Genomic DNA, 15,824 nt, shown 5'->3' on the forward strand with positions numbered 1-15,824 from the left:
TCTTCATCACGGCAAACCAAAGTTCAAATTCTAATTCGATAAAGTCCATTGCACGGTGCCTTCGCTTGAAAATGAACTCAACTTGAGTGAAAATTAATAATCAAATGTTACCAGCCGCTTTTAACAACCGAAGCAGCAGCCCCTTGCGTGGCTCCTGCGCTTTGCGTGCAATTACACTCAGTTTCTCCAGCTTGCCCCAGATCGGGTACAGCACCCGCTCGATCTCGTAATCGGGCAATGACTCAACATGCTGTACAAACAACGACAGCTTGTCTTCGCATTCCAGTTCCGGTTGGATCTTCAGCTTTAAGGAATCGTGGGAACACCGTAAACAAGCGATCAACGCAGGAATGGACTGTTCCGTTACGCCATGTGTTTCCGCAAAAACGACTGTGAATTTATCATGAACGAGCTGATGCTCATCATCTACAAGGCCCATATAAGCTTCGACCAGCGGAAAATACTGCTCAGACGAAAGTCCCAGCCCAAATACGGCATAACTGCCTGGCATTACATTTTTTTCGCCTTCCGTATCCTCGTACCATTCAAACTCTTTCATCGCCTCACGAGCGTATTCCTCCAACAACAGATGCAGTTCTGTATAAGCCAAAGCATTTGCAAAAAAACGGTGCGTATCCGATTTGGCAAGGCCTTTAACGGGTAATGACTCTCTTACGCTGGATTTAAGTTTGATTTTATAGCTTTTTGGAAAGCCCTTTCGGAGCAAGGAGAAAATAAATGAAATCGCCTGCTCGTAAGCTCCAGCTTCTTCCTTGCGAATAACAACCGTAACAAGTGAAAAAACATCGTTGGCCTTGCATTCGGCCAGCTCATGCTTTAAATGTACGTCTTCTCGTGCGAAAGCATCGCTGCCTTCTTTCAGCATGCGAGTGGCTTTGACGCTCCCAAGCTGCGATGCCAGCTCCAGATAGGTCTTGCCCTTAGATTTGTTGTAGTTTGGCTCGTAACGAATGATCATCACCGCGCTATACAACAGAAGGTCGATAGGCTGATTCAGTTCATCCTTGTTATCAAGAGCAGCATCCGGTTTCATTTTATACTCATTTGTCCAGTATTCGGAACGAGTAACATCGAAGTAACGAGCCAGAAAGATTTCCTCAGCCCAGTCTTTCATTGCCTGAATAATATTGCCCCGATGCTCAGCAAGCGCTTGTGCCCGCTCTTTATTCAGCGCTTGAATCCGTTCAAATACTGCAATCGTCCTTGCAGCTTCCAGTTCATGAAATAAATACGGGTCAAGCAGATGCCGCGCTAAAAAGAAGGTTTCCAGCGGTTTTGTCGGGTAACACCCCTTCTCCAGTTTTTCCTCAATATAGGACTGAATTCGTTGCAATAGCTGCTGCTTTTTCTCTTCAAATACCGTTTCAAACACAATTAATTCCACAAGCCCGTCTGTCGTTGCGAAGGTTCCTTGCAAAGTAAACCGATAGTCGATCAGAGGTGATGTTTTAAGCTTGTCCAGCCTCTCCCTTACGATTTCCGACAGTAATGGCTGAACCTCATGCAAAATTTGCTCCTGCGTAAAAGGCGAAGCATTCATTGACTTTTTGCCTGCAGCATTATGTCCCAAATTCACATCGTCGACAACGGTCTTGCCCGGCCGATAATTTAGCACAAGTTCATTAAAAATGCCTATTTGCAAAGTAGTACGCTTGACCGCAGCCTCCAGTTCTTTTCGATTTTCCTGTTCATCAAACCATTGATAAATGGCCATTTTCATTTCTTCCAGTGCTGCTTCCTGCTGAGTGTTCATATATTCCGCCTTTCTGTATGCCCCAATTCTATTGTATTAGAGAAGATGCTCCTAACAGACTTCCCTGTCTTCTATAAACGATATGGCGGGGCTTTCTCTGCAACAATATTGTCAGGGTGTGCATCAGTTGGCTCAAAGTCATTCATGCGCAGCAGGATATACTCAATTTCGTCTAGGGGCATTTGCAATTGTTTGCTTACCTCATAGAGTCCTGCATTTTCCGCAAGCAGTTCCCTTGCTTTATTGATCTTGCCATTCAACCAATTGTTTTGTAACATCCAATTTTTTACCTGGGCTAACAATTGATTTTGTGTTTCTTTATCTGCATGCTTCTTATATTTAGCAACAGACTCTGACAAATAATGATAAAGGTAAATGCCCAATGCTTCACGTTGTTCATTTTTAGACATCCTTTGATACTGCTCATAAATGATGCTAATGTCTAAATAAAGAGTATGATCCCCGCTATCAAAGCGTCTAAACGTTTTTCTGCCGTAACTTTCAGGTAAAACACGCAATACAAAACTGATGTCATATGGAAAATTCCATGTTTTCGCTATTTCTTCTAATGGCACCAGTTCACCTTTTAATTGACCTACACATGTTCCACATGTATCTAATAAAAAAGTTAGTTTCATTCATTCCTCCCTGATAATTAAGAAGTTGCATATTCAAATCATCTATAAGTTGTCAAATGATATAGCGCCATCGGCAAATGAAAATTGCCTCCAACCTCTTCAATTATGCTTTAAAATGTTGTCCCAAATGTCCTCAGCCACTCTGGTTCACCGCCACTCGTATTTCTCAAATGTGTTTCGAAGATATTCTTCGTGCGGTACCCACTCTGAATCACACCACAGTGTCATGTTTACAAGTTCAGAAAGCTTATCTACAGCTTGTCCCGGACTAGAAATGCTTAAGAAATCTTCTAGCTCCTCATCAGGGATGTCCAACACTTCCTGCAAATAATCATCATTAAGACGCTCTTCTTTGAGTTCATAGTCCTCTCTCGTCCACTCTTCACAAAAGATTCTTTCAGCCCTAATTTCTCCATTCTCGAAAATCGACAGCTCGAATATTTCCTCATTTATATATCCCGCCGTCATCACGGGCTCATCGACAAGCCGAGACAATGCTTTACCGATCTTCTTCACCGTGCCCCAAACAAAATAATCATGGAGTACGCTGATCCAATATTCATTACTATCTCTTAAGTGCATGACAATGCTGGTCTCTTCAGCCTCATATTCTCGCTCTTTATTTTTCAGTTCATGGCTCAGCAATTTTAAAGCTTCAACAGTCTTTTCAAAGTTATGTGTTTTGATATGCAAATTAGCGAATGATCGTCCCATAAACTGCCTCCTACTATTGTAAAATGTATTTGGTTACAGCGGACACTTGTCCAATTTCAATTTATACTTTTTCAACAGTCTGGTTAGTCTGATTTATGTCTGTTATTTCCATTATAGTGATCATTAGTCCTGAGTCTACCTACTTTTCACCTGATTTTGGTAACACCCTCGCAAAAATTGATATACTCTCTCATAGGGAAAAACAGCTTCGCCGTACATTAGAAAGGCGTGTTTACCGCTGAAATATAGGAACAGGCTTAAAGTAAACTTACTCCCTCAATATAACGATTTCCTATATTTTAAATAAAGAGGTGCCCCTCCGTTCTAGGACTTTTGGGACACTCTCTTTCCTGATAAATTCAAACCCGGCTTTTCTTCCAAATAGCTAATTCATACGCTCCAATCTCCGTTGAAGTTTGCAGCATGCTGCAGATGGGCGAAATATAACTGGCGTGGTTGCTAATAAGCTTTTCCCATCTGCCTGGTGCTGGAATCTCGATTTTCATAACTGAGTTCAGCGGATTGGCGAAAATAACAAAGTCATCATCTTCACCCACTAACATATATCCAAACACCGGATTAGGCGCCGCTACAATATGCAGCCGTTTTTGAATTTCTTTCGCTGAACGAAGACGAAATAAGCTATACGTTTTACGCAGTAAAATTAAACTGCGCACCCACCAAACATTTTCATCTTCTTTACTACGTTGCAGCCAGTTCATTTGATTCACATAATCGCCGGAAAGATAGCTGTTTTCTTCTCCTAGCTTTGTGCGAAAAAATTCTTGCCCTGCATGTAAGAAAGGAATTCCTTGACTGAGTATGGTTATACCGGTTGCGAGCTGATGCATTCTCTTGCGACTTTCCTCCGTTGCATCTGGATTAGAAAGCATGAGTCTATCCGATAGCGTATGATTGTCATGGCACTCAACATAATTAATGGATTGCAGCGGATTGGAAAAGATCTTGCCGCCAAATCTTTTATCGCAAGAACCAGCTACCAACTGGGGCAGCCGCTCAATATAATGACCGTTTCCATTCACATATCCCTTGTCTTCCATATGAAACAGATTTCCTTTTAGCGAATCACGAAAGTAATCATTAAAATAGCTTACATCCAGAAGCTGTTCGGATTGGGAAATCGTTGCCTTTTGTTCAGGAAGAAGCGGGGTTTCCAGATCCCAGCCTTCACCAAGAAGTAGAATAGGTCTTTCCTCTTGTAAGCAGCGGCTGCAAATATTTTGCATCGTCTCCACATCCATCGCACCCATCAAATCAAACCGAAATCCATCGATTTGATATTCAGTCAACCAGTAATCAATAGCGTCTAGAATTAATTTGCGCACCATGTTACGTTCTGTCGCCAAATCATTGCCTGTTCCAGTTCCATTACTGATACTGCCGTCCTCTCGATAACGGAAATAATAACCGGGCACTAATTTTTCCAAAGCAGATTCTTCATAACAAAAGACATGATTATAAACGACATCCAGGATTACCGACATTCCTTCTTGATGAATCGCTTGTATCATCCTTTTACATTCGTGAACACGTAATAAAGGCTGGTTGGCGTCGGTTGCATAGCTGCCCTCGGGTACAAAATAAAATAAAGGATCATATCCCCAGTTATAGCTTTCTTTTGGCTTTAATTCATTAACTCGAGCAAAGTCCTGCACAGGAAGCAGCTGGACATGTGTGCAACCCAGCTCTTTTATATAGGACAAACCGCTTGAAAAGCCCTCCGGGCTCTTCGTATTTTTTTCTGTCAGCCCTAGAAACTTACCTTTATGCTGCACGCCACTTTCTGCCGAGCTCGTTGCATCACGAATATGAAGCTCATAGATGATGGCATCTTGCTTGGATATTTTAGGATAGTCTATTGTACGAAATCCTGTCGGATCTGACGCTTCAAGGTCTAGAACAACACTCCGCGTACTATTGGCTGTCATTCCTTTCGCATAAGGATCATTAACATGCTTTTCTTCGCCAAGTACCGTAACCGCGAAATGATAAAGCACATTTTTCAAGTCGCCTGTTATTATCGTGTGCCATACACCGTTGGACTTCCTAGTCATTGCGATTCTGTCATTTTCTAAAACCAGATCCATCTGGATCGCGGTAGGTGCCCATACCGAAAAACTCGTTTTTTCGGGAGAATAGACGCAGCCCAACTGTTCATCCATTGCATTATAGGTTTGATCAAACCATGCTGTCCGCACAACCTCCCTTGGATATATAGGCAGCTTATCCTCTCCCCATTCGAGATAAAGCTGTTGATCCAGTGAAATATTTTTTTTCGTAGTAATGATAGCTGTCTTCGGGTTTATCCAGTCGATCGATTGTATAGCTAAGCATGGCCCTGCTGCGTGGATGATGATTGGTTTCGTTTCACTCCAGCTAACATGATCTTTGAACTCAATCGTAATCGTATTTCTTCCATCGATCCAAGAAGTGGGATTTGTCATCATTAGATCCCTCGTTTCTTTAATCCATCCTTGGTAATTGGGAATATTATACTTTCCCTATCATACATTAGTAATAGTTAAGCAATTTTCATATATTTTCTGCGATATCGCGGTCTTATTTGCACTAGCCGTTATTGAAAGGAGTTATTATGTCCAAGATTAAGCGGCCTCGTCTTCCTCTTATCAGAATCTCAGAGCTAGACAGCTACCTTTTTCATCAGGGAACACACTATCAATGCTATAAATTTCTTGGTTGCCATCTCAGCGAATCTTACGGTGAAAAAGGTCTTCGGTTTGTCGTATGGGCACCTCATGCATCTGCAGTGAGTGTCGCAGGTGATTTTAACAATTGGACAGGTGATGGTTATTCGTTAGAGCGTATCAACCAAACCGGTCTATGGGGCGGATTCTTTAGGGATATAAAGCCAAATAGCCCATATAAGTATCGGATTACACCATCCAATGGCGCTGCCTTCTTAAAGGCAGATCCTTATGCTTACCAATCTGAGCTTCGTCCGCACACCGCCTCAATGACGCCTTCTCCTGATATGTATATGTGGAAGGATCACAAATGGGAAGCCAAAAAGAAAAAACGGCAACCCTACAAGGAGCCTATTCTTATATATGAAATGCACTTTGGTTCCTGGAAGATTAAAGCGGATGGAAGCTATTACACCTACCGGGAGCTAGCCGCGGAAATCATTCCCTATATTAAAAAGTTAGGATATACGCATATTGAATTATTACCTATAGCGGAGCATCCTTTGGATTTGTCATGGGGTTACCAGGTGACAGGATATTATGCACCCACTAGCCGTTATGGCAAACCGAATGACTTTAAATATTTTGTGGACCAATGCCACCTAAATGGTATCGGAGTAATCTTGGACTGGGTTCCAGGGCATTTTTGCAAGGATGACCATGGCTTGCGACGATTTGACGGCGAATCGCTGTATGAATACAGTGACCCTGAAAAAGCGGAAAAGCGAACATGGGGAACGTTAACCTTTGATTATGGCCGTCCTGAGGTACAAAGCTTTCTCATTTCAAATGCGATCTTTTGGTTGAAGGAATACCACATTGATGGATTGCGTGTTGATGCAGTTGCAAGCATGACCTCCCTCAATTTCGATAGAGGAGATAACGAAGAACAGCTCAAAAATGGATGGGGAGACGATGAAAACCTGGAAGCTTTGGCTTTGATTAGAAAGCTGAACGAAGTTGTTTTTCGGTACTTTCCAAACGCTCTAATGATGGCGGAAGACAGTTCAGATCTTCCGGGAGTCAGCAGGCCTACCTATCAGGGCGGACTCGGCTTTAATTTCAAATGGGATATGGGCTGGATGAATGACATGCTCACCTATATGGAGTATGACCCCATTTATCGTAAGTGGCATCACAATCTGCTTACCTTCTCATTTATGTACACGTACAAGGAAAATTTTGTTCTCCCCCTCTCTCACGATGAAGTTGTCCATGGAAAAAAGTCGCTATTAAACAAAATGCCTGGCGATCAATGGCAGCAGTTTGCTAATCTGCGGCTTCTTTATGGCTACATGATGGTACATCCGGGTAAAAAATTATTGTTTATGGGTGGCGAATTCGGCCAATATATTGAGTGGCGGGATCAACATCAATTAGATTGGCACTTGTTTGATTACCCGCTGCACCATTCCCTATTTGATTATGTTAAAGATTTAAACCATTTTTATCGCCATCAGCCAGCTTTGTTTACGCTGGATCATGATCCGGCAGGGTTTCAATGGATCGATGCAGATAACAGTGAGCAAAGCATCATTGCCTGTATACGAAAAAGTAACAATCCCTCACACAATTTACTTATTGTTTGTAATTTCACACCTCAGGTTTACTACGATTTTAAGGTTGGTGTTCCTGCTCCAGGCACCTATAAGGAGATTTTTAATTCTGATTCTGCCTGCTATGGAGGTTCGGATCAGCTAAACACTTCCTTTCACTTTAGTTTTCCTGATGAATGGCATGGGCAGAAGCAGCATATAAAAATAAAAGTTCCACCACTTGCCATATGTATTTTTAACCAAGTCAATCAAATCAAGTTACCCGATGAGGAGGAATAACAATGAAAAAAGAATGCGTTACGATGATTCTAGCAGGTGGTGTCGGTAAACGACTAGGTTCGTTAACCAAGAACATAGCGAAACCAGCGGTCCCTTTTGGCGGAAGTTATCGTATTATTGATTTCTCATTAAGCAATTGCCTAAATTCCCGCATGTATACGGTGGGTGTATTAACGCAGTACTCCCCCCTAGAACTTCATAAACATATCGGGGTCGGAAAACCTTGGGATCTGGACAGGCATGAGGATGGCCTTAGTATTTTGTCACCATTTACCGAAAATGACGGCGGCAATTGGTATTTGGGGACAGCCGATGCCATTACAAAAAACATAAATTTTATTGAGAGATACACTCCCGAATATCTAATCGTTATTTCCGGTGACCATATTTACAATATGGATTATGATAAGCTGCTCCGTCACCACAAGGAAAAAGAAGCAGATGTTACGATTTCTGTCATTAAGGTCCCATGGAATGAAACCTCCCGTTTCGGAATTGTTAACACGACCGAGGATCTAAGAATCTATGAATTTGAGGAAAAGCCTGCACATGCTAAAAGTAACCTGGCATCGATGGGGATTTATATTTTTAATTGGAAGCTGTTAAAGAGCTACCTCGAAAAGGATGCCTCACTTCCTGAATCCAATCATGACTTTGGTCAAGATATTTTACCTGCCATGATTGCCGATGACCGTCTCCTTTATGCTTATCAGTTTGAAGGCTATTGGAAAGACGTCGGAACGATTCAAAGCTACTGGGATGCCCATATGGATTTGCTGGAAGAGGATCTATCTTTATCTCTAAATCACAAAGACTGGAGAACCTATTCGCATGATTCTAATTTTTCCCCTCAGTTAATCGAAAAAACCTCTAAAATTCATCATTCACTGATCAATAATGGCTGTATTATTTCGGGACATCTGGATCACTCTGTTTTATTTGAAAACGTGGAAATCGGCGAAGGCTCGGTTATTAAGCAATCCATTCTTCTTCCAGGTGTTCGTGTAGGCGTAAATGTCCTGCTGGACAGGGTGATCATACAAGAAAATGTGACGATTCCAGACTATGTAAGGATAGTTGCTAGTCCAGACGAAGAACCCATCGTCGTATCAAACGATTACTTAATGGAATTAACTGATATCAATAATAAGGTGGGATTGTAATGGAAACCATGATGGGCTTGATCAATCTGGAGCACGAGCACGATTTTTTAAACGAATTAACCTATTTTCGCTGTGGGGCAGCTGTTCCGTTTGCCGGACGTTATCGACTGATAGACTTTACTCTTTCTAACATGTCAAATTCCAATATTAATGAAATTGCGATATTCACTCGAAGCAAATACCGTTCGTTAATGGACCATCTTGGCTCTGGAGCAGATTGGAACTTGGACAAACGGCATGGCGGTCTATTCACCCTGCCGCCGGACTGGAATGATCCTAACTATATTTCCAAAGGGGACTTAAGCCATTTCCACCATAATCGTGATTATTTTAAAAGAGGCCAATCCGATTATGTATTAATAAGCGGAAGCCAATTTATTTGCAATGCAGCTTATGATGAATTATTCAAGCAGCATCTTGAGCGCGGAGCTGACGTGACCTTATTAACTACGATTTACGATCAACTGCTTCCAGAGCATAATGCATGTATCAAGGTTGGAGCAGATGAGAATGGCGTTGTCCACTCATTAACGAATGATCCTAAAAATTCACGCGTCTTTTCCGGTGTATATGTGTTGCGGAAATCTTTGCTGCTGGACTTAGTGGATGAGTGTATAGCTAACTATAAAAGCCATTTCTTTTTGGATGGCATTAAATCTAACCTGGACCGCTTAAACATCCATTCCTACCATTTTAACGGATATAGTGCGATCGTGAACTCCATTGACAGCTATTACCGGCAAAATATGGCTCTTCTGGACACCACAGCCTATAGACTTCTATTTTCCAATGGGCAGCGTGTTTTGACTAAAGTAGGCAATCAGGCACCTACAAAATATACAGGTACAGCAAATGTCTCTGGATCATTAGTAGCTACTGGCGGCGTCATTGAAGGAACAGTCGAAAATAGTATTTTATTTAGTGATGTACAGGTGGGAAAAGGAGCTTACGTGAAAAATTGTATTATCATGAAGCACTGTATTATTGAACCAGGTGCCTATTTAGAAAATGTCATTATGGATAAAGATGTAAAGATTACTATGGATCAAGTGTTAATAGGGGCCAAAGAGATGCCGTATATTATAGCCAAAAGAAAAATAGTATAAGGAGCATCCATTGTTATGAGGAAAAAGGTACTATTTGTCGCATCAGAGTGCACCCCTTTCGTCAAGACTGGGGGACTTGCAGACGTAGTTGGCTCGTTGCCACAAGCACTGAGTAAAAACGGAAAAATGGAAGTAAGGGTTATTCTCCCCCTTCATCAAAAGATTATTGCAGATTGGCAGGACCAATTGAATGGGGTCGCTTCAGTCTATGTACAAGTAGGTTGGCGTAAGCAAGAGGCCCGCCTTTATCAATTAACGCATCAAGGCATTCATTATTATTTTATCGGAAATGATTATTACTTTGCTCGAAACACAATTTATGGTTACTACGATGACGGCGAACGTTACATCTTCTTCTGCCAGGCTGTTATCGAAGCACTATCTGTATTGGATTTTCACCCCGATATTCTGCATGCTCATGATTGGCAAGCAGGATTAGCTGTGGCCTTTGCTAAAATATCTAATCGGGTAAATAACATGAAAACGGTATTTACCATTCACAACATAAAGTACCAAGGAATTATGCCCAAAGATGCATTTCAAGATCTATTCAATTTATCATCTGAGCATATTAGCGGATTGGAATGGAACGGCCTGCTCAACTGCATGAAAAGCGGCATATTCCATGCAGACAAAATTACAACAGTAAGCCCGACTTATGCGGAGGAAATTAAGACACCCTATTACGGTGAAGGTCTTTATCCGATGCTTGCTGCTCGGCAGGACGATGTAATCGGTATTATCAATGGCATTAATCTGGATGAATACAATCCGACGACAGATCCACATCTATCCTCTAACTATACATATTCCGGGATAAATAAAAAGAAAAACAAAGAGCTTATTCAAAGAAAGCTTGGCTTGTCCGTAGATCCGGAAAAGCCAGTTTATGCAATGATTACCCGTTTAGTTGAACAAAAAGGACTCCATTTAGTTAACGCAATTATTGATGAATTTTTACATGAAGATATTCAATTTGTTGTGTTAGGAGCTGGAAACTATGAATTTGAACATTTTCTTTACCATGCAGCTGAACGCAACAAACATAAATTAGCAGTGTATTTAGGCTTCGACGAAGCATTGGCTAGACAAATCTATGCTGCTAGTGATTTTTTTGTCATGCCCTCTTTGTTTGAACCCTGTGGCCTGGCACAACTGATTGCCCTTCAATATAAAACCGTACCAATTGTTCGAGAAACCGGCGGTCTAAAAGATACGGTCACCCCTTTCGATGAAACAAACGGAAGCGGCAATGGATTTAGTTTTTCTAATTACAATGCTCATGAGCTGTTGCATATATTAAAGTATTCTCTTGACATCTATCACACCCCGGACAAATGGTCTTCGCTGCTTGAAAATGTCAATAAAAGCAACTTCAGCTGGAACGACTCGGCTCATGAATATACAAATCTTTATTTATCACTAGACAAGAATGAACGACTCTGTCGTCCTTAATAGAGGACGAACAGAAAAGGAGTGACCAGCGTTGACGAAATGGACAGTTGATGGGCTGCTGCAAGCTATCATAAGTAAAACAAAAGCCCAGCGTAAAAAAACGATAACAGACGCATCTGCTCAGGATGTGTATTACGCTATTAGTGCAATCGTAAATGAAGAGATTTATGAAAATTGGCTGCAAACTAAAAACAGTTATCAGGAAAAAAAGCCGAAACAAGTCTATTATTTATCGATGGAGTTCTTGATTGGCGGCTTATTGGAAAGTAACTTATTGAATAGCGGGATGTGGGATATCTGTAATGAGTCCTTGGAAAAACTAGGGTTTGATCCTATGGAAGTGTACAGGCAAGAGCATGATCCCGGTCTAGGAAATGGCGGGCTGGGTCGATTGGCAGCATGTTTTCTAGATTCACTGGCATCGTTAAAATATCCAGGCCACGGCTATGGCATCCTTTATCGTTACGGCATGTTCGAGCAACGAATTATTAACGGTTATCAAATCGAACTGCCCGATGAATGGTTGGCAAAGCCTTATCCTTGGGCGACCCGAAAAGCCGAAGAAGCCGTACAAATCGAGTTTGGCGGAATGGTCCACTTGCATAGACGCGCGGATGGGTCATTAGAATGCAGGCATGACAATACAGACAAATTGCTTGCCGTTCCCTATGACATCCCGATCGTTGGTTATCAAAATCAAATAGTCAACACACTTCGTCTATGGAGTGCAGAACCGGTTTCTACGAAAGATCGACAAGATACCGAAGAGCATTATAATCAATTGGATCACAACCATGCTATAGAACAGATCTCCGGGATTCTTTATCCCGACGATTCAAGTGATGAAGGAAAATTGCTGCGTATTAAACAACAATATTTTCTTGTAGCAGCCAGCCTTAAAAAAATCATCAATGATTACAAATCAGATGTCCACCCAACATTAACCCACATTTCCGAAAAAGTCGTCATTCAAATCAATGATACCCATCCAAGTATGGCTATTCCTGAAATGATGAGAATATTAATGGATGAGGAAGGCTTTGGCTGGGAACAAGCATGGACGACCACAACAAAGGTTTTCGCTTATACTAACCACACCATTATGAGCGAAGCACTCGAAAAATGGCCCGTTAGTATGATCGAGTCACTTCTGCCCCGCCTGTATATGATTATTCATGAAATCAATGAACGCTTCTGCCAAGGGGTTTGGCTAGATCATCCCGAGCTTCGCGATCAAATTCCGGCAATGGCTGTCATTGCCGACCAGCAAATCCATATGGCACGACTTGCAATCATAGGCAGCTTTAGTGTGAATGGTGTAGCTAAGCTGCACACCGAAATTATAAAAACGCAAGAAATGAAAGATTTTAATACACTGTACCCCTCCCGCTTCAACAATAAAACAAATGGTATTACGCACCGTCGCTGGTTGCTAATGGCGAATCCGCAGCTGTCGAATTTAATTACAGAGACTATTGGCCCGCAATGGATTAAACGCCCCAGAGAGTTAACTCACCTGCTTCGCTACACGATGGATCGCCCATTATTAGAAAAGCTCGGACAGATCAAACAAGACAACAAGCAAAAACTCGCCCAATTTATTCACCGGTCAACGGGTATCCTTGTCGATGATCAATCTATTTTTGACGTGCATATCAAAAGATTGCATGAATATAAAAGACAGCTGCTTAATATTTTCCATGTTATTTATTTATACAATGAGCTGAAGGAAAACCGTCAGCTTGAAATCACGCCAAGGACATTTATTTTTGGAGCTAAGGCCGCTCCTGGCTATTATTTTGCTAAAGAAGTTATCAAGCTGATCAATACTGTGGCTTCCATTGTCAATCATGATGCTGATTTGAAAGGAAAGTTAAAGGTTGTTTTTCTTGAAAATTATAACGTAAGCTTAGCAGAGAAAATAATTCCTGCAGCTGATGTAAGTGAACAGATTTCTACCGCGGGCAAAGAAGCCTCTGGAACCGGAAATATGAAAATGATGATGAACGGCGCCCTGACAATTGGTACACTAGATGGAGCCAATATAGAAATCGAGAATCTGGTTAACCCATCTAATATTTTTATATTTGGATTGCGTTCTGAAGAGGTATACAAATTTTATCAAAATGGTGAGTACAGTGCGCATGAGATTTATCAGAATGACGAAAGAATTAACCAGATTCTGCATCAGTTAAGAGATGGAATTTTGGGTCAGCAAAATTTCGAAAACATTTATCACCATATCCTTTCAACCAATGATCCTTACTTTATTTTAAAAGATTTTGACAGCTATGTAGAAACGCAGCAGCTTATTGATCAAGCCTATCGCAGGAAAGACAAGTGGCTGTCCAAAAGCCTTGTCAACATCGCCCATTCTGGCAAATTCTCGAGTGACCATACCATACAGGAATATGCAACCGGCATCTGGAAAATCGAAAAGCAATAGTCTAAAAAACTGCACCCTCAATTGTTAGTTTGTTTCTAACAATTTGGGTGCAGTTTAAGCTACAAGCCGTTATGCAACGTGCCTCTGCCGCGGCTTAATCCTTAATTACAAAAGAATCGATTATTTTTTTCATCTCGAAGGATGGAATGTTTCCGGAAATTGTGTAAAACAAATTTTCATGAGCAAAAACCGTAATCTTATCAAACTTGTATTTACTATGTATAACGCTTCATCTGAGCTATTTGTGACTTCAACTGTTTTTAATTTGTTTGTTTACTAAAAAACCACTGATCAAGAGTAATAACTCTAAATCACCTTCATGTTCCCTAAATTAAAACAGGATATTTGTTCTCGCCTCAATAAAAAGACAAGATCATATATCCTATAAAGTAAAACTTACTAGCATCATCCGGATGGAACAATTTCAAATACAGTACCTTGGTTACGATCAGCTACTTTCGTAGAACCATAAACTCCTAAATATAATCTGGACTGATCCAGGTTTGAACCCAAACTAACATAATAAGCAGATTGAGATCCAAAATCATAATCGGTTTCGATTATACTAAAATCATTTAGTTTGCAATCCGTTCTTACTCCGGTGTATGCTAAAATTCCTCTAACTGGAAGCTGGGAATTTTCATCTCGGGCAAGATCAGTAAATACGATGCATCCTTTCAAATCTGGGATTGCGTACCCCATATAGGGCTGGACGCCTGTAAGTGCAGTTGCCCCGAATTTATCAGTCCGAGGATCTTTATGAAAATAACTAATTAAAGGCTGAAGGCGCTTCACTGATGTTGTTATTGCTTCGTCATAGTAAGCATTTATTATCTCATTCGAAGCCGGATTTGCAGTGCAGCTGCTTATGATCGAAGTTGGAAAAACCCCTTCCCACCCACGCCAGCCTAAATTAATAACCCCTTCTTGATCAGGTTCTAAGTTCATTAAATACGCTTGAGTCAACTGAGTGACAGGTATTGGCTTATAATGGATGAATGAAAAAATTGACTCCGCCAAATCCTGCCCGACATTTCCCGTATACTTGATATATTGGTTATAAACTCGCTGAAACGAAATTCCTGGTATATTGCGAACGCCTTTGGCCATTACCGTAAGCGTTTCTTGAATCGGTTCGGGAAGCTCATGAAAACGTGTAACTATTGGCGGATTATTAATTAATGTCTCCTTAGCTACATCGATTTCAATAATTTTTCCTGCTATTTCCATATCGTCTTGACTTAAATTAAATGGATCATAGCCTGATCCGCCATCTCCGGTTGTTAAAACAAGTCTCCCTGTTTCAGGCGAAAAATTTAAGCTATTGACACCATTATGATTTAAAAAAGGTCTTCTTAAGTTAAGCAATGTCCGTCGTATTAGAGGTTGACGATTTGATTGTAAAATCCATTCCTCAACTGTATCAATATGATCATATTGAGTTTCTCTATTTGTCCATTTCAAGTTTAAAGTTGAGGGATTACACGGATCAGGCTTAAATGGTTTAGAAAGAGCTCCGGGGCCTTGAGTTCCTGCTAGTGAATAATGAAGATAAAACAGGCCGTTATAATAAAATTGAGGGTGAAAAGCTAAACCAACTAATCCTCTTTCATCATAACCGCCGCTTGAAGCACCTAGTTTTAATATTCGCGGCCGAATGTCTAAAAATGTTTTTAGATCCCCGTTTCCAACATAATAAATCTCCCCAACCTGGGTTGCAATAAATAGTCTCTCAATGGATTCACCCGGGAGTATAGTCGTTTTCAGTACAGTGGGTAAATTCAACTTACTTACAAGGGGCTGTAAGCTAACCTTAACTTTCTTCAACTAACTACACTCCTTCTAATTAATTTTTACTTTTAACCATATGATAGAAAATGCTCCATTAGTACAAATTAGAGCTGCTGAAACCCTTAAAAGCGGCTAATAAATCATGTATAATCTTAATAACTAAAATAAACTGCTTC

At 40.9% G+C, this 15,824-nt stretch carries 10 protein-coding genes; 5 read left to right on the forward strand and 5 right to left on the reverse strand.

All coding sequences use genetic code 11. The features are described 5' to 3' along the window. Positions 1–100: 100 nt before the first annotated feature. The 4 genes from V1L65_RS12035 to pulA all read right to left on the reverse strand — a co-directional run bounded on the left by V1L65_RS12035 (position 101) and on the right by pulA (position 5,594). Positions 101–1,774: a DUF6138 family protein gene (locus V1L65_RS12035; protein WP_331699388.1), complete on the reverse strand. Its 1,674-nt coding sequence runs from the start codon at positions 1,772–1,774 to the stop codon at positions 101–103. A gap of 71 nt (positions 1,775–1,845) precedes the next feature. Further along, the gene (locus tag V1L65_RS12040) at positions 1,846–2,412 is read right to left on the reverse strand and encodes a hypothetical protein (protein WP_331699389.1); all 567 of its coding nucleotides are present in this window, start codon (positions 2,410–2,412) and stop codon (positions 1,846–1,848) included. A 147-nt stretch (positions 2,413–2,559) separates the two neighbouring features. After that, on the reverse strand, positions 2,560–3,126 hold the full coding sequence (locus V1L65_RS12045; RefSeq protein ID WP_331699390.1) for a hypothetical protein: 567 nt from the start codon (positions 3,124–3,126) through the stop codon (positions 2,560–2,562). A gap of 359 nt (positions 3,127–3,485) precedes the next feature. Then, entirely contained in the window at positions 3,486–5,594 is a 2,109-nt protein-coding gene (gene pulA / locus V1L65_RS12050) for a type I pullulanase (protein WP_331699391.1), read from the reverse strand. Positions 5,595–5,740: 146 nt separating this feature from the next. Between pulA and glgB the strand changes: the two genes are divergently transcribed. The 5 genes from glgB to V1L65_RS12075 are packed head-to-tail and all read left to right on the forward strand — an operon-like array spanning position 5,741 to position 13,857. Next, positions 5,741–7,687, forward strand: a complete 1,947-nt coding sequence (glgB, locus tag V1L65_RS12055; RefSeq protein WP_331699392.1) for a 1,4-alpha-glucan branching protein GlgB — start codon at positions 5,741–5,743, stop codon at positions 7,685–7,687. A 2-nt stretch (positions 7,688–7,689) separates the two neighbouring features. Further along, the gene (locus V1L65_RS12060) at positions 7,690–8,850 is read left to right on the forward strand and encodes a glucose-1-phosphate adenylyltransferase (protein WP_331699393.1); all 1,161 of its coding nucleotides are present in this window, start codon (positions 7,690–7,692) and stop codon (positions 8,848–8,850) included. Continuing rightward, positions 8,850–9,956, forward strand: coding sequence for a glucose-1-phosphate adenylyltransferase subunit GlgD (gene glgD / locus V1L65_RS12065; RefSeq protein WP_331699394.1), 1,107 nt, complete (start codon positions 8,850–8,852; stop codon positions 9,954–9,956). The genes V1L65_RS12060 and glgD overlap by 1 nt, the downstream gene beginning before the upstream one ends. 15 nt (positions 9,957–9,971) lie before the next feature. Beyond that, on the forward strand, positions 9,972–11,411 hold the full coding sequence (locus V1L65_RS12070) for a glycogen synthase (protein WP_331699395.1): 1,440 nt from the start codon (positions 9,972–9,974) through the stop codon (positions 11,409–11,411). Positions 11,412–11,442: 31 nt separating this feature from the next. Continuing rightward, the gene (locus V1L65_RS12075) at positions 11,443–13,857 is read left to right on the forward strand and encodes a glycogen/starch/alpha-glucan phosphorylase (protein WP_331699396.1); all 2,415 of its coding nucleotides are present in this window, start codon (positions 11,443–11,445) and stop codon (positions 13,855–13,857) included. 405 nt (positions 13,858–14,262) lie between these two features. Here the strand turns inward: V1L65_RS12075 and V1L65_RS12080 are convergent, their stop codons facing one another. Beyond that, positions 14,263–15,684, reverse strand: a complete 1,422-nt coding sequence (locus tag V1L65_RS12080) for a PQQ-dependent sugar dehydrogenase (protein WP_331699397.1) — start codon at positions 15,682–15,684, stop codon at positions 14,263–14,265. Positions 15,685–15,824: the final 140 nt, after the last annotated feature.

The sequence above is a fragment of the Paenibacillus sp. IITD108 genome, from assembly GCF_036541265.1.
Taxonomy (GTDB): Bacteria; Bacillota; Bacilli; order Paenibacillales; family Paenibacillaceae; genus Pristimantibacillus.